A 17,835-nucleotide genomic window follows, 5' to 3' on the forward strand; every position below is an offset into this window, starting at 1 on the left:
CATTCTCCATTTGCGTGAATCAAGGATCCAGACAGGAGAACATGATGCTCTACCCTTCCCTGGCACGCCGGGCGAGAATACCGTTCTCGCATACGGAAGAGGTGTTTCCATGATCGAATCGAAGGCCCTGAGTCCCTCTCTCGGGGTGGAGTTCACCGGCGTCACCGACCCGCTCGACGACTCCTTCGTCCAGCGCTGTGTCGAGGCCCTCAAGTGGCGGGGCGTGCTCCTGGTGCGCGGGCTGCACCTCGACGACAAGCAGCAGATCGCCTTCAGCCGCCGGCTCGGCGCGGTGGTCTCGCTGCGCGGCCGGGAGATCTTCCCCATCTCCGTCAATCCGGCCCTGAGCGACAGCGCCAAGTACATCAAGGGGGCGTTCTTCTGGCACCTCGACGGCACCAGCGACGATGTGCCGGTCAAGGCCACCACGCTGACCGCCCGGCACGTCGCCATGACGGGCGGCGGCACCGAGTTCGCCAGCACCTACGCGGCGTACGAGAACCTGCCGGAGAAGGAGCGCGAGCGCTACCAGAACCTGCGCGTGGTGCACAGCTTCGAGGCCGCGCAGCGGCTGGTGAACCCCGACCCCGGCGAGAAGGAACTCGCGGCCTGGCGCACCCAGCCCGCCCACGAGATGTCCCTGGTGTGGCACCGCCGGGACGGCCGCCGCTCCCTGGTCACCGGCACCACCGCCGACCACGTCGTCGGCATGGGCCGCGACGACAGCCGGGCGCTGCTGGACGAGCTGCTGGACTGGACGACCCAGGAGCGGTTCCGCTACGCCCACGACTGGGAGGTCGGCGACCTGGTGGTCTGGGACAACACCGGCATCCTGCACCGGGCCCTGCCCTACGACGAGAACTCCGAGCGGCTGCTGCACCGCACCACCGTCGTCGGAGACGAGGCGTTCGCATGAGCGCCGCGTCGAAACGGACGGCGGTCGTGACCGGCGGCGCCTCCGGCATCGGACGGGCGATCGCCGGCCGGCTCGCCGCCGACGGCCTGAACGTCGCCGTGTTCGACCTCGCCCCTGTCGAGGAGGGCTACGGCCTCAGCGTCGACGTCACCGACCGCGGCCAGGTCGACAAGGCGATGGACGCGGTGCGCGAGCGCCTCGGGCCGGTCGCCGTGCTGGTCAACGCGGCCGGCCGGGACGGCTTCACCCGCTTCGGCAAGCTGTCCTTCGAGGACTGGCAGCGGGTCGTCGACATCAACCTCAACGGCGTCTTCCACTGCGTGCAGTCGGCGCTGCCGGACATGTGGGAGGGCCGCTGGGGCCGGATCGTCAACATCTCCTCCTCCAGCACACACGCCGGCCAGCCGTTCATGGCGCACTACGTCGCCGCCAAGTCCGCGGTGAACGGGCTGACCAAGTCCCTCGCGCTGGAACTCGGCCCGCGGGGCATCACGGTCAACGCGATCCCGCCCGGTTTCATCGACACCCCGATGCTGCGCGCCGCCGAGCGGAAGGAGCAGCTCGGGGGCACCATCGAGGACCACATCGCCCGCACACCGGTGCGCCGGGTCGGCCACCCGGAGGACATCGCCGCGACCTGCTCGTTCCTGGTCTCGGAGGAGGCCGGCTACATCACCGGCCAGATCATCGGCGTGAACGGGGGCCGCAACACATGACGAGGCTGCCCCCGGTGCCGTACGAGGAGTGGGACGCCGAGGCGCTGCGGCCGCTGACGGGCGGGCGGAGGGTGCCCCCGTCGAACGCCCTGGGCCTGCTCGTGCGCCATCCGGCTCTCGCCAGGGCGTTCCTGACCTTCAACACGCATCTGCTGGCGCGCAACACGTTGCCGGAGAAGACGCGCGAGCTGGCGATCCTGCGGGTGGCGTGGCGGCGCCGGTGCCGGTACGAGTGGGCGCAGCATGTGCTGATCGGCCGGCGGGTGGGGGTGACCGAGGAGGAGCTGGCACAGGTGCGGGCGGGCACCGGCACCCTGGTGAACCGTGCCGTCGACGAGCTGGACAGCGACTTCGGGCTCTCCGACGCGACGTACGACGAGCTGGCGAAGGAGCTGGACGAACGGCAGTTGCTGGACTTCGTGTTCACCGTCGGCGCGTATGGGACGCTGGCGATGGCGTTCAACACCTTCGGTCTTGAGCTGGATCCCGGGCTCGACGACGGAGGGTTCTAGCAGACGGACAGACGGACAAGCGGGAAGCCCGCGCCCGATTCCGGCGCGGGCTCAGCCCTGCTTCAGGCGGGACTTCATCTCGTCGAGGCGGGTCAGGATCGGGAAGCCGTCCACGCTCAGCGCGTTGCCGTGGCCCGTCTGGTGGATGTCGAAGACGGCCTGGAGGGCGGCGTAGAAGCCCTGGACGTCGAGGGTCTGGTTGACGGCGCGCTTGGCCTGGCGCAGCCCGAAGGGCGGCATTCGCGCGATCCGCGCCGCCAACTCGTGGGCGTGGTCGTGGAGTTCGTCCAGGGGGACGACCTTGTTGACCATGCCGACCTGTTCGGCCTCGCGCGCGGTCAGCGGCCGGCCGGTGAAGAGGATCTCCTTGGCCTTGCGCGGGCCGAGCTCCCAGGTGTGCCCGTGGTACTCGACCCCGCCGATGCCCATGTGCACCACCGGATCGGAGAACTCGGCGTTCTCCGCGGCCACGATCAGATCGCACGGCCAGCACAGCATCAGCCCCGCGGCGATGCACTTTCCCTGGACGGCCGCGATGGTGGGCTTGGGGATGTTGCGCCACTTCAGCGAGTACTCCAGGTAGCGGCGCGTCTCGGCGTCGTAGATCCACTCCAGGGTGATCTCGCCGGGGCCGGGCCAGCGGTCCTTCAGGTCGTGTCCGGCGGAGAAGTGCCGGCCGTTCGCCTTCAGCACGACCACCCGCACCTCCTCGTCCCGCGCGGCCCGGGTCCAGGCCGCGTCCAGGTCGTCGAGGAGGGCCATGGTCTGGGCGTTGGCGGCCTCGGGACGGTTGAGGGTGACAGTGGCGATGCCGTCCTTCGCCTCGTACAGGATCTGGTCCATGGCTCTCCCTACCTGGGCAGGCCGAGGAGGCGCTCGGCGATGATGTTCCGCTGGATCTCGCTGGTGCCGCCGGCGATCGTGCCGGCGAAGCTGCGCGCGTACCGCTCGAACCAGCTGGAGATGAAGTCCTCGTTGTTCATGTGGTGGTACGGCCCGGTGCGGGCCGGATGCGGCAGCGCCTCGGCACCGTGGGCCTCCAGCGCGTGCAGGGAGGCGTTCTGGACCGCCTCGGAGCCGAGCAGCTTGAGCACGGAGATCTCGGCGGGGTCGCGGTCCGGGCCGAGTTGCCGGTAGCCGAGGAGCCGCAACGCCTGGAGGTCCATGAGGAGGGTGGCGTACCACTCCTGGCCGGCGCCGACGTCGGCCGCGTCCTGCGCCAGGTCCTCCAGGCGTTCGGCGTACGACAGCCACAGCAGGGTGCGTTCGTGGCCGAGGGAGCCGTTCGCGACGCGCCAGCCCTCGCCCTGCGGGCCGAGCAGGTTCTCGCGCGGCACCCGTACGTCGGTGAAGAACACCTCGTTGAAGTCGAGGTCGCCCTCGGCGGCGATCGATCCGAAGGGGCGGCGGACGACGCCCTCGGCGTCCGTGGGGATCAGCAGGGCGCTGATGCCCTGGTGCTTGGGCGCGTCGGGGTCGGTGCGGACGAAGGTGAGCAGCACGTCGGCGTCGTGGGCGCCCGAGGTCCAGATCTTCTGGCCGTTGACCACGAAACCGTCTTCGACGGGCACGGCCCGGGTGCGCAGGGAGGCCAGGTCGGAGCCGGCGTCGGGTTCGCTCATGCCGAGTGCCGCGGTGATCTCCGCGCGCAGGATCGGCACGGCCCAGCGGCGTTTCTGCTCCTCGGTGCCGAAGGTGAGCAGGGAGGCGGCGATGATGCCGAGGCCCTGCGGGTTGAAGCTGTGGTAGATGCGGCGGCGGGCCAGTTCCTCCAGGTGGGCGAGCTGCTGGGGCAGGGTGGCGTCGCGGCCGCCGTACTCGGGTGGCCGGCCGGGCAGCAGCCAGCCCGCGTCGAAGAGGGTGCGCTGCCAGCGGCGTGCCCAGCCGGGCACGTGGGCGCTGGAGCGGGAGCGCTCGCGGGCCTCGGCCTCGGCGGGCAGGTGAGTGTCGAGGAAGGCGGAGAACCGCGCGCGGAACTCCGCCACCTCGGGGTCGTCGGCGAGCTTCATGAGACCAGGAGGGCCTTCCTGTGGTCGGAGGCGGTGCCGAGGAGCAGGTCGCAGGCCTGGGCCCGCTTCAGGTGGTACTGCAGCTCGTTCTCCCAGGTGAAGCCCATGGCGCCGAACAGCTGCAGCCCGTGCCGGAACACGGTCCGCTGGCACTCCCCCGCCGCCGCCTTGGCCATGTGCGCGGCGCGGGTGCGGCGCGGGTCGTCCTCGGCGACGGTCAGGGCGGAGAAGTGGGTGAGGGCGCGGGCGCGCTCGATGGCCACGTGCATGTCGGCGGCCTTGTGCTTGACGGCCTGGAAGGAGCCGAGCGGCCGGCCGAACTGCACCCGCTGCTTCACATGCGCGAGGACCAGGTCGAGGATGCGGCGGCAGGCGCCGACGGCGGTGGCCGCGAGCCCCGTCAGGGCCAGGTCGGGCACGCCTGCGACGAGTCCACCGGCGCTGACGTGGGCGATGTGGAGGTGCGGATCCAGGACGGGAACCCGTTCGGCGGCCAGGTCGGCACCTCGTACGACGGTGACGCCGTCCGGCGTGAGCAGGGCGACCTCGTCGGCGCGGTCGGCGTCGAGGACGTAACGGCCGGTGCCGTCGAAGACGGCGGTGCCGCTGCCCTCGGGGAGGCGGCCGGTGAGCGGGGCGAACCAGGTGGCGGTGGCCAGGAACGGCGTCGGGTCGGCGGCGTACCCCAACTCCTCCAGAATGAGGGCGAGTTCCAGCGGAGGGGCCTCCAGCCAGCCGAGCTTCAGATAGGTCTCCCACTGCCGGTCCTCGGGCCGGGCGCGCACCTTGGCGACGGTCTCGCGCACCGTGCGCCGCAGCATGCGCTGCTCCTCGTCGAGCTCGAACTCCACGTCCGGCCTCCGCTCTCCCGCCGTACCGGTGGCACCTCATGCGGCAACACGCCGGGCGAGAATAACATTCTCGCCAGAGAGAAGTAAGAGTCTCGTTTCGGATGGAGCGCGACTCGGTAGGGGCAGCGCCCTCTCTTTTCACATGAGTGGAGTACCGTTCTACTCATGAATGCCGCCCCCGCAGAACCGATCGAGAGCCCCGAGCCCGCCTGGCGGCAGCGAGCCGTCGAGCGGTCCACCCGCGCCGCCAAGCTGCGCGCCGAGCAACGCGTGCAGCGCTTCCTGGACGCCGCGCAGGAGCTGATCGCCGACAAGGGCACCACGGACTTCACGGTGCAGGAGGTCGTGGAGCGCTCACGGCAGTCGCTGCGCAGCTTCTACCAGCACTTCGACGGCAAACACGAGCTGCTGCTCGCCCTCTTCGAGGACGCGCTGTCGAAGTCGGCCGCCGAGATCCGGGAGAAGTCGGCCGCGGGGCGGGATCCGCTGGAGCGGCTCAGGATCGCGGTCGACCTGCTGTACGACTCCTCCAAGCCCCGCGAGGGCCGGCAGTCGCCGCTCTTCACCGACTTCGCAGTCCAGTTGCTGGTCAGCCATCCGGACCAGGTGGCGACCGCCCACCTGCCGCTGCTCGCCTTCTTCACGGAGCTGGTGGAGGAGGCGGTCGAGGCCGGTCAGGCGGTCGCCCCGAAGCCGCGCCGCACCGCGTCCCTGATCATGCAGACGGCGATGTTCACGGCCCGGGCTCCCGCGGCTCCGGTCGGCGCCCACCCCTCGCCGATCAGCGCGGAGGAGGTCTGGGACTTCTGCCTGGGCGGCATCACCGGGGCGGGCCCGACGACCGGCACCGGCACCAAGAAGGCAACCCCGGGGCGCGCGGCGGCCAAGAAGACAACCACCAAGAAGGCGGCGGCGAAGAAGACTTCCGCCAAGAAGACGACGACCGCCAAGACCTGATCCGACGGTCCCCTGGCTTCCCGAAGGGCTCGCACCCACCGTGCGGGCCCTTCTCGCGTGCTCACGCATCCCCGGCCAACTGCCCGCGTTCCCCGAGTGGTTGACGAAGCTTTCGGTCTGACCTTTGATATGTTTCACACATCAGCATCCGGCAGAGGGGTTCCCCGCCGTGGACTTCGAGCTGACCGAGGACCAGGAGACGATCCGCAAGGCGGTGGCCGGCCTCCTACGCGACTTCGACGACCGGTACTGGATGGAAAAGGACCGCGACCACGCGTTCCCCGAGGAGTTCTACGCCGCCGTCGCGGGCGGGGGCTGGCTGGGAATCACCATCCCGGAAGCCTACGGCGGCCATGGCCTCGGCATCACCGAGGCCACCCTCCTGCTGGAGGAGGTGGCACGCTCGGGCGGCGGCATGAACGCCGCCAGCGCGATCCACCTGTCGATCTTCGGCATGCACCCGGTCGTGGTGCACGGCTCCGAGGAGCTCAAGCGCCGCACACTGCCCCGGATCGCGGACGGTGACCTGCACGTCTGCTTCGGCGTGACGGAACCCGGCGCCGGACTGGACACGACGAGCATCACGACGTACGCCCGCCGGGACGGCGACCACTATGTCGTCAGCGGCCGCAAGGTGTGGATCTCCAAGGCGATGGAGTCGGAGAAGATCCTGCTGCTCACGCGCACGTCGAGGCGCGACGAGGTCGAGAAGCCGACGGACGGCATGACCCTGTTCCTGACCGACCTGGACCGCGACCGGGTGGACATCCGCCCGATCCCCAAGATGGGACGCAACGCCGTCACCTCGAACGAGCTGTTCATCGACGAACTGCGCGTCCCCGTCGAGGACCGCGTCGGTGCGGAGGGCCAGGGGTTCCGCCACCTGCTCGACGGCCTGAATCCCGAGCGGATGCTGATCGCCGCCGAGGCACTCGGCATCGGCCGGGTGGCCCTGGAGCGGGCGGTCCGCTACGGCCGCGACCGTGAGGTGTTCGGCCGCCCGATCGGCATGAACCAGGGCATCCAGTTCCCCCTCGCCGACTCGCTCGCCCGCCTCGACGCGGCGGAGCTGGTGCTGCGCAAGGCGACCTGGCTCTACGACCACGGCCGTCCGTGCGGGCGCGAGGCGAACACCGCCAAGTACCTGTGCGCGGACGCCGGGTTCACCGCCGCCGACCGGGCGCTGCAGACGCACGGCGGCATGGGCTACTCCGAGGAGTACGCCGTCGCCCGCTTCTTCCGCGAGGCACGGCTGATGCGGATCGCGCCGGTCAGTCAGGAGATGGTCCTGAACTACCTGGGATCGCACACGCTGGGACTACCGAGGAGCTACTGATGACCGACCGTACGGGGCTGTTCGACCTGACGGGGCGCTCGGCGCTGGTGACCGGGGCCGCCGGCGGCATCGGTTCGGCCGTCGCCGGGGCGCTGGCCCGCGCCGGAGCCGCGGTGCTCGTCACCGACGTGGACGAGGAGGCGGCCGCGGCCGTCGCCGGGAAGCTGTCCGCCGCGGGCCTGAGCGCCGGCAGCGCCGCCCTCGACGTACGGGACCGGGCGGCCGCCGACGGGGCGGTGGCGCGTGCGGCGGCACTCGCCGACGGGACCCTGCACATCCTGGTCAACAACGCCGGGGTCACCGCCCCCGCCATGTTCGAGAAGCTTGGGGAGGAGTCCTTCCGGCGGCTGGTCGACATCCATGTGATGGGCGCCTTCCACTGCACCCAGGCCGCGCTGCCGTTCCTCGCGACGGACGGCACCGGGCGCGTCGTCAACGTCACGTCCTCGGCCGGTATCACCGGCACCCTCGGCCAGGTGGACTACTCCGCGGCCAAGGCGGGCATCATCGGCCTCACCAAGTCGCTCGCCCGGGAGCTGGCCAGGAAGCGCATCCTGGTCAACGCCCTGGCGCCGCTGGCCGCCACGACGATGACCGAGACCATCCGTACCGACCCGAAGTTCGCGGACCGGATGCTCGCCCGCATCCCGCTGGGCCGGTGGGCCGAGCCGGAGGAGGTCGCCGGGGCGTTCGTGTTCCTCGCGTCGGACGCGGCCTCCTTCGTCACCGGGCAGGTGCTGCCGGTGGACGGGGGCATGGTCATGTGACAGCGGCTCGACCCGGTGTGTTGAGTGGTTCAGCCAATGTGTTGAATGGTTCAGCCAAAACGGACGTACGACGAGAGGGCCGAACCCGTGACCGGCGCCGAACCCACCTCCCCCTCCCCGCGCTTCGGGACACTCACCGTCCCCAAGGCGTCGGACGTGCTGGCCGCCGAGGTGCGTGAGCGGATCCTGTCCGGGGAGTTCAGCGAGGGCACGGCGCTGCCGCCGGAGCGGCAACTGGTGGAGCAGACGGGGCTGAGCCGCGCGACCGTACGGGAGGCGCTGCGCGTCCTGGAGGTCGAGCGGCTCGTCGAGATCCGGCCCGGGCGCGGCGGCGGGGCCTTCGTGCACCGGCCGGGGCGTGAATCCCTCGCGAACACCGTGCAGTTGGTCATCCGGGGGCAGCAGATCCGGCTGGAGGCACTGCACGAGACCCGGGAGGCGATCGAGCCGGCCTGCGCCGCACTCGCCGCCCGGCGCCGCACCGAGCAGGACCTGGCGGACCTGGACGCCGCCCACACGGAGCTGACCGAGGCCGGCGAGGACGTCCAGCGGTTCCTGCGGGCCAACATCCGCTGGCACAGCGCCGTGGCGAAGGCGGGTGACAACGAACTGCTCATCGGGTTCCTGAGCGCGCTCTCCGAGTCGATCTACGCGGCCACGAACCTGGAGCACTTCACGGACGCCCGGATCCGCGCAGTCGTCGCCCGTGCGCACGCGCGGATCACCGAGGCGATCCGGGCGGGCGACGCCGCGGCGGCCCAGCGTCGGATGAGCCGCCATGTGTGCGGGTTCGCACAGGTCGCCGCCGAGGTGGACCGGCGGGAACGGGTGGAACTGGCGGAGGCGGACGACTGACCGCACGCCCAGGAGAATTCGATTCTCCGATTCCTGCAACACCATTGACACTTTCGGTCTGACCTTTAATACCATCGGCGGCATGAGCGACGTGAGCCCCGTCCTGACCGTGGCCGCCGACGGAGACGTCCGTGTCGTCACACTGAACCGGCCTGATCGGCTCAACGGTGTCTCGGCGGATCTCCACCGCCGGTTGTCGGAGGTGTGGCGGGAGCTCGCGGACGACACGAAGGCACGCGCGGTCGTGCTCACCGGGGCGGGCCGGGCCTTCAGCGCGGGCGGCGACTTCGACCATCTGCGCCGGCACCACCACGACCCGGAGCTGCGGGAGCGGTCGATCCGGCTCGACCGGACCATCCAGACCGAGATGATCCGCTTTCCGCTCCCGGTGGTCGCGGCGGTCAACGGCCCGGCGGTCGGGCTCGGTTGCAGCCTCGCCCTGGGCTGCGACCTGGTCCTGATGGCCGAGGACGCCTACCTCGCCGACCCCCATGTGTCGGTCGGCCTGGTCGCGGGCGACGGCGGAGTGACCCTGTGGCCCCTGCTGACGAGCCTGTTGCGGGTGAAGGAGTACCTGTTCACCGGGGACCGCATCCCAGCGGCGACAGCGGTCGAACTGGGCCTGGCCAACCGGATGGTCCCCGCCGCGGACCTGATACCCGAGGCACTCGCGCTGGCCCACCGGCTCGCCGCCCAGCCCGCGGAGGCGCTGCGGGCCACCAAGGCGGCCCTGGCCGCGGTGGTCGAGCAGGTCTCGCGCGGCGGTATGGAGGCGGCGCTGCTGGCCGAGCGGTCCACGATGACGGACCCGGACCACATCCGCATCGTCGAGGACCTCGCCGCCCGCGCGCACCGCCGCCCGGCCGCCCCCGAGGAGGGCTGATCGTGGAGCGCGAGGAGTTCGCCCTGGTCCGCGAGATGCTGCGGTCGTTCGCGACCCGGTACCGGACGGGCTCGGCCGACGAGGTCACGTCGCGGACGCGTACGGCCGCGCAGGAGGCGCTCGACGAACTGGGGTTGGCGGAACTGCGCCGCGCCTCCCCGCCGGCCGCCACCGTGCAGGAGTGCGCGCTGCTCGCCGAGGAGCACGGCAGGCAGCCACTGACCACGTCCCTGCTCGGCACCGCCCTGCTCGCTCCGGAGTTGCTGCGGCTGCTCGGGGAAGCGTCTCGGAGTTCGCGGCCCACCATCGCCCTCGCCCGAGACCTGCGCTTCCCCGGACCGCACGCGTCGATGCTCGTCGCCTGGGACTGCGAGGGAGCCGACTGCGCCCTGTCCGCCGACACCGCAGGGACCGTGCGCCGGGTCGAGCTGGGCCCGTCGGCACCGACAGCGGACCTGGTGCGCGGTGTGCGGGCGGCCTCCGGCGCCGGTGAGGTCGTCGGACGGCTCACGCCCGAGGCGCAGCAGCGCTGGCAGGCGTACGCGCTGGTCGTCGTGGCCGCCGAACTCGTCGGCGCGGCGCGCTCGTTCGTCGGGCTGAGCGTGGACTACGCCCGCGAGCGCCGCCAGTACGGCCGGCAGATCGGCTCCTTCCAGGCCGTCCAGCACCTGCTCGCCGACGCGACGGTCCTGGTGGATGCCTGCACCAGCGCCACCCGGTACGCCGCCTGGTGCCTGGACCACGAGCCGCCGGACCGGGCGCTCACGGCGGCCCGCGTGGCCAAGGCCGAGGTGAACACCTCGGCGGTCGAGGCGGTGTACGCGGGCATGCAGGTGTTCGGCGGCATCGCCCAGACCTGGGAGCACGTCGCCCATCTCTACCTGCGCAGGGTCCTTGTGGGCGCCCGGCTGCTGGCGACCACGGCCGACCTGCTGCCCGCGCTGGCGGCCGTACCGGAGCCGGACGCGGTGACCGACGTGACCGGCCTGGAGGCGACGCGATGACCGACGGCCCCCTGGACTTCGGCGATCCGGCGGACCTGGATCGCCTGCGCCGCGACTTCCGCGCCTGGCTGGCCGAGCACCCGCTGCCCGAGCGGGACCCGGACGAGCCGGTCCCCGTCTTCCTGCACCGCTGGCACCGCCTGCTGCACTCCGGCGGCTGGGTGGGCCTCGACGTGCCCGAGGAGTACGGCGGACGCGGACTCACGGCCCTCCACCAGGTCGCGATCAGCGACGAGCTGGGCACGCGCGGCGTGCCCGGCGTCCCACGCATCGGCTATCTCGCCCACGCCCTGCTGGAGTTCGGCTCCGAGGAGCAGCGCCGCCGCCTGCTGCCCCGCATGCTCCGCGGCGACGACGTGTGGTGCCAGGGCTTCAGCGAACCGGGCGCCGGCTCGGACCTCGCAGGCATGAGCACGTACGCCCACAGGGACGGCGGCCACTACACCGTCAACGGGCAGAAACTGTGGACCAGTTACGCCCAGTACTCCGACCTGTGCCTGCTGCTGGCCCGCACCGACCGCACGGCCGCCGACCCGCACGCCGCGATCTCGGCGTTCGTCCTGCCGCTCGACCGGCCGGGAGTGACCGTACGGCCGCTGCGGGCGGCGAACGGCGACGACGAGTTCTGCGAGCTGTTCCTCGACGACGTACGCCTGCGGGAGTCCGAGCGCGTCGGCGCCGAGGGCGACGGCTGGCCCCTGGCGATGACGACGGTGTCGTACGAGCGCAACGCGCTCGACACCGGACACCTGTCGAAGTACGGACTGCTGATCGAGCGGCTGCGGCGCGTCGCACACGAGCGGCGCGAGACGCTCGCCGACGGGCTGCTGTCGGAGGTCGGGCGGTGCGTCGTCGACTACGAGGTCCTCGTCGCCCACGCCCGCCGCCGTACCGCCGAGCGGCTCGCCGGGCGGGCCGCCGGGCCCGAGTCGTCGGTCGACAAGCTGCTGATGACGCGGGCCGAGCAGCGGCTGTACGAGACGGCGCTGAAGGTGTTCCCCGAGGAGCTGTACGGGGAGGGCGGCGAGATCTTCGGCGACTACCTCTACTCCAGGGCCGCGTCCGTGTACGGCGGGACGTCCCAGATCCAGCGGAACATCATCGCCAAGCGGCTGCTGCGCCTGCCGGCCGACCGCCGCGCCTGAACGGAGTCCCGTGATGCGACACGACCAGGAATTCCGGAGCATCCCGAACGTGGTCAGAACCGCCGCGCGGCGGTTCGGGGACGCCCCGGCTCTCGTCGACGGTGATCTGCGCCTGAGTTTCCGGGAGTTGGAGGGCCTGATGGTCCGGGCCGTCAGATCTGCGCTCGCGCTGGGCATCGGGCCGGGTGACCGGGTCGGGCTGTGCGCGCCGAACTCGGCCGAGTGGATCGTGGCGGCGCTCGGCATCCAGGGCGCGGGCGGTGTCGTCGTACCGCTCAACACGCGCTTCAAGGCGCAGGAGATCGCTTACATCCTGCGCAAGTCCGGCGCGAAGGCCCTGTTCGCCGCCGCGTCCTTCCTCGGCACCGACTACATCGCCGAGCTGAGGCGGGCCGACCCGGAGCTGCCCGCCCTGCGGACCACGGTGTCGCTGCTCGGCCCGCAGGGTGAGGCCGGCCTGGCGTGGGGTCAGTTCATGGGCGCTGAGTCACCTTCGCAGGCAGCCCATGCGTCCATCGACCGGCTCACCCCGGACCACATCTGCGACGTGATGTTCACCTCGGGCACCACCGGCCACCCCAAGGGCGTGATCCTCACCCACGGGCAGTCCCTGCGCGCCTACGGCTGGATGTCCACGGAGTACACCTTCGACGCCTCGGACAGCTTCCTGGTCATCCCGCCGTTCTTCCACTGCTTCGGCTACAAGGCGGGCTGGCTCGCCTCCCTCATGCACGGGGTGACCGTGGTCCCCATGGCGGTCTTCGACGCGCGGCGGGCCCTGGAGGTGATCGCGAAGGAGCGCGTCAGCATCCTGCTCGGCCCGCCCACGATCTTCCACGACCTGCTGAACCACCCAGAGCGGCCTGACTTCGACCTGTCGTCGCTGCGGGTGTCCATGACGGGCGGCACCACCGTCCCGGAGTCCCTGATCCGCGCGATGAAGAAGGACCTCTCCTTCGACATCGTGATGAGCGCGTACGGACTCACCGAGTCCACCGCGCTGGTGACCACCACCCGCGTCGGCGACACGGCGGAGACGGTCGCCCGCACCACCGGCCGCCCGGTCCCGGACGTCGAGGTCCGCATCGCGGACGACGCGGGAAGCGAGGTTCCGCCGGGGCGGGACGGGGAGATCCTGGTGCGCGGCTACAACGTCACGCGCGGCTACTGGGACGACCCCGAGGCCACCGCCGCGGCGGTCGACGCCGACGGCTGGCTGCACACCGGCGACATCGGGCACCTCGACGCGGCCGGCAACCTCGCGATCGTCGACCGCAAGAAGGAGATGTACATCGTCGGCGGCTTCAACGCCTACCCGGCCGAGATCGAGAAGCTGCTGCTCGGCTACGGGCCGATCGCGCAGGTCGCGGTGATCGGCGTACCCGACGAGCGGCTCGGCGAGGTGGGCTGCGCCTTCGTCGTACCGCACCCGGGTGCCGACATCGGCGAGGAGGACGTCGTCGGGTGGGCCCGCGAGCACATGGCCAACTTCAAGGTGCCGCGCCATGTGCGGTTCGTGGACGCGCTGCCCCGCAACGCCAGTCAGAAGGTGCTCAAGCACGAGCTGCGCGCCCGTTTCGGGGAGTGCTGACATGGGCGGACCTCTGGCCGGCGTCACGGTCGTGGCCATCGAGCAGGCGGTCTCCGCGCCCATGTGCACGCGCACGCTGGGCGACTTCGGCGCCCGCGTGATCAAGGTGGAGCACCCGAAGGGCGGGGACTTCGCCCGGCACTACGACGACGTCGTGGGCGGCCTCGCGGCGCACTTCGTGTGGGTCAACCGGGGCAAGGAGTCGGTGGCCCTCGACCTGAAGTCCGCCGCCGGTCTTGCGGTGCTGCACCGGCTGCTGGAGCGCGCCGACGTCCTGGTCTCCAACCTCACGCCCGGCACCACGGCCAAGCTGGGCCTCTCCCCCGCCGACCTGGAGGTACGCCATCCCGGCCTCGTCGCCGTCGAGATCGACGGGTACGGCCCCGGCGGCCCCCTCTCCCACAAGCGCGCCTACGACCTGCTCGTCCAGGCCGAATCGGGGGCGTGCGCGGTGACCGGCGGCCCCGGGGCACCGGCCAAGCCGGGTCCGCCGGTCGCCGACGTGTGCAGCGGCCTGTACGCGGCGCTGTCGGTCATGGCGCTGCTGTACGGCAAGGGGCGCGGGCAGCCGCCCTCGTCCGTCGCGGTCAGCCTGTTCGACACGATGGCGGAGCTGATGGGCTACCCGCTGACGTACACCCGGCACTCGGGCGTCGAGCAGCAGCCGCTCGGCATGAGTTCGCCCGCCGTGTCGCCGTACGGCGCCTACCGCACCGCGGACGGGCAGACGGTCGTGCTCGGCACCACCAACGACCGCGAATGGCAGCGCCTGGCACGGGAGTTGCTCGGCCGGCCCGACCTGGCGGACGACGAGCGGTTCCGCACGAACGCCGGCCGGGTCGAGCACCGCGCGGTCCTGGACGCCGAGATCGCCGCCTGGTGCGCGCGGCACGACCTGGGGCACGTCCAGGAGCGCGCGGACGCCGCCGGGATCGGCAACGCCCGCTACAACACCCAGCGCGACGTCCTGGCACATCCGCACCTGGCCGCCCGCGACCGCTGGCGGGAGATCGGCACGCCGTCGGGACCGGTGCCCGCGCTGCTCCCGCCTCCCGTCATCGGCGGATACGAGCCGCCGATGGGCGCGGTACCCGCGCTGGGCGAGCACACGGACGCCGTGCTCGCCGAACTCGGCCTGACCGGGCCGGAGATCGCCGCCCTCCGCGCGCACGGGGCGGTCCGGTGACCGTACTGCTGACCAGCGACGCCGACGGCGTACGGACCCTGGCCCTGAACCGGCCGCACCGCAAGAACGCGATCGACGCCGAGCTGTGGGAGGCGCTGCGCACGGCGCTGGCGGAGACCGGGCGGGACCGGAGCGTCCGCGCGGTCGTCCTCACCGGTGCCGGCGGGGTCTTCTGCTCGGGCGCCGACATCTCCAAAGGGGTCAGCAGCGCCCATCCCCTGTACCGCATGCGGACGTTGACCGACGTGACGCTGCTGCTGCACGAGCTGCCGGTGCCGACGGTCGCCAAGGTGAGCGGGGTGGCGGTCGGCGCGGGCTGGAACCTGGCGCTCGGCTGCGATCTGGTGGTGGCGACCCCGGACGCGAGGTTCTCGCAGATCTTCGCGCGGCGCGGCCTCTCCCTGGACTGCGGCGGCTCCTGGCTGCTGCCCCGGCTCGTCGGGCTCCAGCAGGCCAAGCGGCTCGCGCTCCTCGCGGAGACGATCGACGCCGAGGAGGCGAGGGCGCTGAACCTGGTGACCTGGGTGGTGGACGCCTCCAAGGTGGACGCCTTCGTCGACGATCTCACCACACGCCTGGTCGCCGGTGCCCCGGTCGCGCTCGCCCAGACCAAGGCACTGCTGAACGAGGGCGCCGACCAGACCCTGCGCGAGGCGCTCGCGAACGAGGCCAGGGCGCAGGCGGTGAACTTCGCCACCGCCGACGTCCCGGAGGCGTACGCGGCGTTCGCCGGGAAGCGCGAGCCCCTCTTCACCGGCCGCTGGGCGGTGCCGGGACGAACGTCGACACGATCGGAGGACGGCACGTGACACGGGAAGCGGTGATCGTTGCGGCGGTGCGCACCGCCGTCGGCAAACGGAACGGCGGGCTGGCCGACAGCCACGCCGCGGACCTGTCGGCGGCCGTGCTGAACGCCCTCGCCGAGCGGACGGGGATCGATCCGGCGGCGGTCGACGACGTGATCTGGGGCTGTGTGTCCCAGGTCGGCGACCAGTCGAGCAACATCGGCCGCTACTCGGTGCTGGCGGCGGGCTGGCCGGAGAGCGTCCCGGGGACGACGGTCAACCGGGCCTGCGGCTCCAGCCAGCAGGCGCTGGACTTCGCCGCCCAGGCGGTCCTGTCGGGCCGGCAGGACGTGGTCGTGGCGGGCGGGGTCGAGGTCATGAGCCGGGTGCCGCTGGGGTCCGCCAAGGCGGGCGGAATGCCGTACGGCCCCCAAGTACTCGCCCGTTACGAGGACTTCTCCTTCCACCAGGGGGTCTCCGCCGAGAAGATCGCGCAGAAGTGGGGCTTCACGCGGGCACAGCTCGACGCGTACGCCGCGCGCTCGCACGAGCGGGCGGCGGCCGCGCAGGACAGCGGGGCGTTCGAGGCGCAGATCGTGCCGGTGGCGGGCGTTGCGGCGGACGAGGGGATTCGGCGGGGCACCAGCGTCGAGACGCTCGCGCGGCTGAAGCCCTCCTTCCTTCCGGACGGCGTCATCCACGCGGGGAACGCCTCCCAGATCTCCGACGGGGCGGCGGCCCTGCTGGTCACCACGGCTGAGAAGGCACGGGAGCTGGGGCTCACGCCCCTCGTCCGGTACCGCGCGGGCGTGGTCGTCGGCTCCGATCCGGTGCTGATGCTCACCGGCCCGATCCCGGCGACCGAGAAGGCGCTGCGGAAGGCGGGTGTCGCCCTGTCCGACGTCGGCGTCTTCGAGGTGAACGAGGCCTTGGCTCCCGTCCCGCTGGCCTGGCTCGCCGAGACCGGCGCCGCCCCGGAGCGGCTCAACCCGCTCGGCGGCGCGATCGCGCTCGGCCATCCGCTCGGCGCCTCGGGTGCCGTCCTGATGACGCGCATGATCCACCACATGCGCGCGCACGGCATCCGTTACGGCCTGCAGACCATGTGCGAGGGCGGCGGCACCGCGAACGCCACGCTCGTCGAACTCGCCGACTGACGGGGGATGTTGCCGTGCGCCGAGATGTCTTCACCGCCGACCACGAGGCGTTCCGGGAACTGGTCCGGGACGTCGTGGCGAAGGAGGTCGTCCCGCACTACACCGAGTGGGAACGGGCCGGGCGGCTGCCCCGCGCGTTCTTCGAACAGCTCGGCTCGCTGGGCCTGTTGGGCATGGCGATCCCGGAGGAGCACGGCGGAGGCGGCCGGCCCGACTACCGCTACAACGTCGTCCTGCAGGAGGAGGCGGCCCGCGCCCTGGTGACCCTGGGCACGGTCCGCACCCAACTCGACGTCGTACTCCCCTACTTCCTCGCCTACGCCGACGCCGAGCAGCGGAAGCGCTGGTTCCCCGGACTCGCCTCGGGGAAGCTCCTGACAGCGATCGCGATGACCGAGCCCGGCACCGGCTCCGACCTCGCGGGCATCCGCACGACCGCCGTGCGGGACGGGGACACGTACGTCCTGAACGGCGCCAAGACGTTCATCACCGGCGGGCTGCTGGCCGACCTGGTGATCGTGGTGGCGCGCACGTCGAGCGACCCCGAAGACCGGCGGGCGGGGCTGACGCTGCTCGTGGTGGAGGACGGAATGCCCGGGTTCACCCGCGGCCGGATCCTGGACAAGCTGGGCATCAAGGTGCAGGACACCGTGGAGCTGGCCTTCGACGACGTGCGCGTGCCCCTCGCCAACCGGCTCGGCGAGGAGGGCGGCGCCTTCGCCTACCTCGGGCACAACCTGCCGCAGGAGCGGATGACGGTCGCGGTCGGCTCCGTCGCGCAGGCCCGGGCGGCGCTCGATGCGACGCTCGCGTACGTCAAGGAGCGCAAGGTGTTCGGGACGCCGGTCGCGTCCTTCCAGAACACGAAGTTCGAACTCGCCGCCGTGGCCGCCGAAGTGGAGGCCGCGCAGGCCATGCTCGACCGGGCCGTGCTCGAACTGGTCGACGGCCGGCTGTCCGGCGCCGACGCCGCGAAGGTCAAGCTGTTCTGCACCGAGATGCAGGCCCGTGCCGTCGACCGGTGCCTTCAACTCTTCGGCGGATACGGCTACATGCTGGAGTATCCGATCGCCCGGCTGTACGCGGACGCCCGCATCACCCGCATCTACGCCGGAACCAGTGAGGTCATGAAGGTCATCGTCGCCAAGTCCCTGGGGTTGTGAGG

Annotated in this window: 18 protein-coding genes; 15 read left to right on the forward strand and 3 right to left on the reverse strand. The window is 71.7% G+C overall.

From position 1 onward, the window contains the following. Positions 1-109: 109 nt before the first annotated feature. From ABZ078_RS16215 to ABZ078_RS16225, 3 genes are read left to right on the forward strand one after another with little or no spacing between them, the layout of a single operon-like run. Complete coding sequence (locus tag ABZ078_RS16215; RefSeq protein WP_356575696.1) at positions 110-916, forward strand: TauD/TfdA family dioxygenase; 807 nt, start codon at positions 110-112, stop codon at positions 914-916. Then, positions 913-1,632 (forward strand): SDR family NAD(P)-dependent oxidoreductase, encoded by a 720-nt coding sequence (locus ABZ078_RS16220; RefSeq protein ID WP_356575697.1) that lies wholly within the window; start codon positions 913-915, stop codon positions 1,630-1,632. The genes ABZ078_RS16215 and ABZ078_RS16220 overlap by 4 nt, the downstream gene beginning before the upstream one ends. After that, positions 1,629-2,144: a carboxymuconolactone decarboxylase family protein gene (locus tag ABZ078_RS16225; protein ID WP_356575699.1), complete on the forward strand. Its 516-nt coding sequence runs from the start codon at positions 1,629-1,631 to the stop codon at positions 2,142-2,144. The genes ABZ078_RS16220 and ABZ078_RS16225 overlap by 4 nt, the downstream gene beginning before the upstream one ends. A 51-nt stretch (positions 2,145-2,195) precedes the next feature. Here ABZ078_RS16225 and ABZ078_RS16230 read toward each other — a convergent pair whose 3' ends face one another. From ABZ078_RS16230 to ABZ078_RS16240, 3 genes are read right to left on the reverse strand one after another with little or no spacing between them, the layout of a single operon-like run. Then, complete coding sequence (locus ABZ078_RS16230; RefSeq protein WP_356575701.1) at positions 2,196-2,987, reverse strand: enoyl-CoA hydratase; 792 nt, start codon at positions 2,985-2,987, stop codon at positions 2,196-2,198. An 8-nt stretch (positions 2,988-2,995) separates the two neighbouring features. Further along, positions 2,996-4,153 carry an acyl-CoA dehydrogenase family protein gene (locus ABZ078_RS16235; protein ID WP_356575703.1) on the reverse strand — a complete coding sequence of 386 codons (1,158 nt, stop codon included), beginning with the start codon at positions 4,151-4,153 and terminating at the stop codon, positions 2,996-2,998. Next, positions 4,150-5,004 carry an acyl-CoA dehydrogenase family protein gene (locus tag ABZ078_RS16240; RefSeq protein WP_356575704.1) on the reverse strand — a complete coding sequence of 285 codons (855 nt, stop codon included), beginning with the start codon at positions 5,002-5,004 and terminating at the stop codon, positions 4,150-4,152. Before ABZ078_RS16240 ends, ABZ078_RS16235 begins: the two co-directional genes overlap by 4 nt. A 165-nt stretch (positions 5,005-5,169) precedes the next feature. Between ABZ078_RS16240 and ABZ078_RS16245 the strand changes: the two genes are divergently transcribed. The 12 genes from ABZ078_RS16245 to ABZ078_RS16300 all read left to right on the forward strand — a co-directional run bounded on the left by ABZ078_RS16245 (position 5,170) and on the right by ABZ078_RS16300 (position 17,833). Next, complete coding sequence (locus ABZ078_RS16245; protein WP_356575706.1) at positions 5,170-5,961, forward strand: TetR/AcrR family transcriptional regulator; 792 nt, start codon at positions 5,170-5,172, stop codon at positions 5,959-5,961. Positions 5,962-6,130: 169 nt separating this feature from the next. Then, positions 6,131-7,297 (forward strand): acyl-CoA dehydrogenase family protein, encoded by a 1,167-nt coding sequence (locus ABZ078_RS16250; RefSeq protein WP_356575708.1) that lies wholly within the window; start codon positions 6,131-6,133, stop codon positions 7,295-7,297. After that, positions 7,297-8,064, forward strand: coding sequence for an SDR family NAD(P)-dependent oxidoreductase (locus ABZ078_RS16255; RefSeq protein WP_356575710.1), 768 nt, complete (start codon positions 7,297-7,299; stop codon positions 8,062-8,064). Before ABZ078_RS16250 ends, ABZ078_RS16255 begins: the two co-directional genes overlap by 1 nt. A 45-nt stretch (positions 8,065-8,109) precedes the next feature. Next, positions 8,110-8,919, forward strand: coding sequence for an FCD domain-containing protein (locus ABZ078_RS16260; protein WP_356575712.1), 810 nt, complete (start codon positions 8,110-8,112; stop codon positions 8,917-8,919). 82 nt (positions 8,920-9,001) lie between these two features. Beyond that, positions 9,002-9,802 (forward strand): enoyl-CoA hydratase/isomerase family protein, encoded by an 801-nt coding sequence (locus tag ABZ078_RS16265; protein ID WP_356575714.1) that lies wholly within the window; start codon positions 9,002-9,004, stop codon positions 9,800-9,802. A gap of 2 nt (positions 9,803-9,804) precedes the next feature. Further along, positions 9,805-10,806, forward strand: coding sequence for an acyl-CoA dehydrogenase family protein (locus tag ABZ078_RS16270; protein ID WP_356575716.1), 1,002 nt, complete (start codon positions 9,805-9,807; stop codon positions 10,804-10,806). After that, positions 10,803-11,951, forward strand: a complete 1,149-nt coding sequence (locus ABZ078_RS16275; RefSeq protein WP_356575718.1) for an acyl-CoA dehydrogenase family protein — start codon at positions 10,803-10,805, stop codon at positions 11,949-11,951. The genes ABZ078_RS16270 and ABZ078_RS16275 overlap by 4 nt, the downstream gene beginning before the upstream one ends. Positions 11,952-11,964: 13 nt before the next feature. After that, positions 11,965-13,542, forward strand: a complete 1,578-nt coding sequence (locus ABZ078_RS16280; RefSeq protein ID WP_356575719.1) for a FadD3 family acyl-CoA ligase — start codon at positions 11,965-11,967, stop codon at positions 13,540-13,542. 1 nt (position 13,543) lies between these two features. Further along, positions 13,544-14,728, forward strand: a complete 1,185-nt coding sequence (locus tag ABZ078_RS16285) for a CaiB/BaiF CoA-transferase family protein (RefSeq protein ID WP_356575721.1) — start codon at positions 13,544-13,546, stop codon at positions 14,726-14,728. Further along, positions 14,725-15,537, forward strand: coding sequence for an enoyl-CoA hydratase-related protein (locus ABZ078_RS16290; protein WP_356575723.1), 813 nt, complete (start codon positions 14,725-14,727; stop codon positions 15,535-15,537). The genes ABZ078_RS16285 and ABZ078_RS16290 overlap by 4 nt, the downstream gene beginning before the upstream one ends. Then, positions 15,534-16,670, forward strand: a complete 1,137-nt coding sequence (locus ABZ078_RS16295; protein WP_356575725.1) for a thiolase family protein — start codon at positions 15,534-15,536, stop codon at positions 16,668-16,670. Before ABZ078_RS16290 ends, ABZ078_RS16295 begins: the two co-directional genes overlap by 4 nt. Before the next feature lie 14 nt (positions 16,671-16,684). Next, positions 16,685-17,833, forward strand: coding sequence for an acyl-CoA dehydrogenase family protein (locus ABZ078_RS16300; RefSeq protein WP_356575726.1), 1,149 nt, complete (start codon positions 16,685-16,687; stop codon positions 17,831-17,833). Positions 17,834-17,835: the final 2 nt, after the last annotated feature.

This window comes from Streptomyces sp. NPDC006385 (genome assembly GCF_040612485.1).
In the GTDB taxonomy this organism is placed as follows: domain Bacteria; phylum Actinomycetota; class Actinomycetes; order Streptomycetales; family Streptomycetaceae; genus Streptomyces.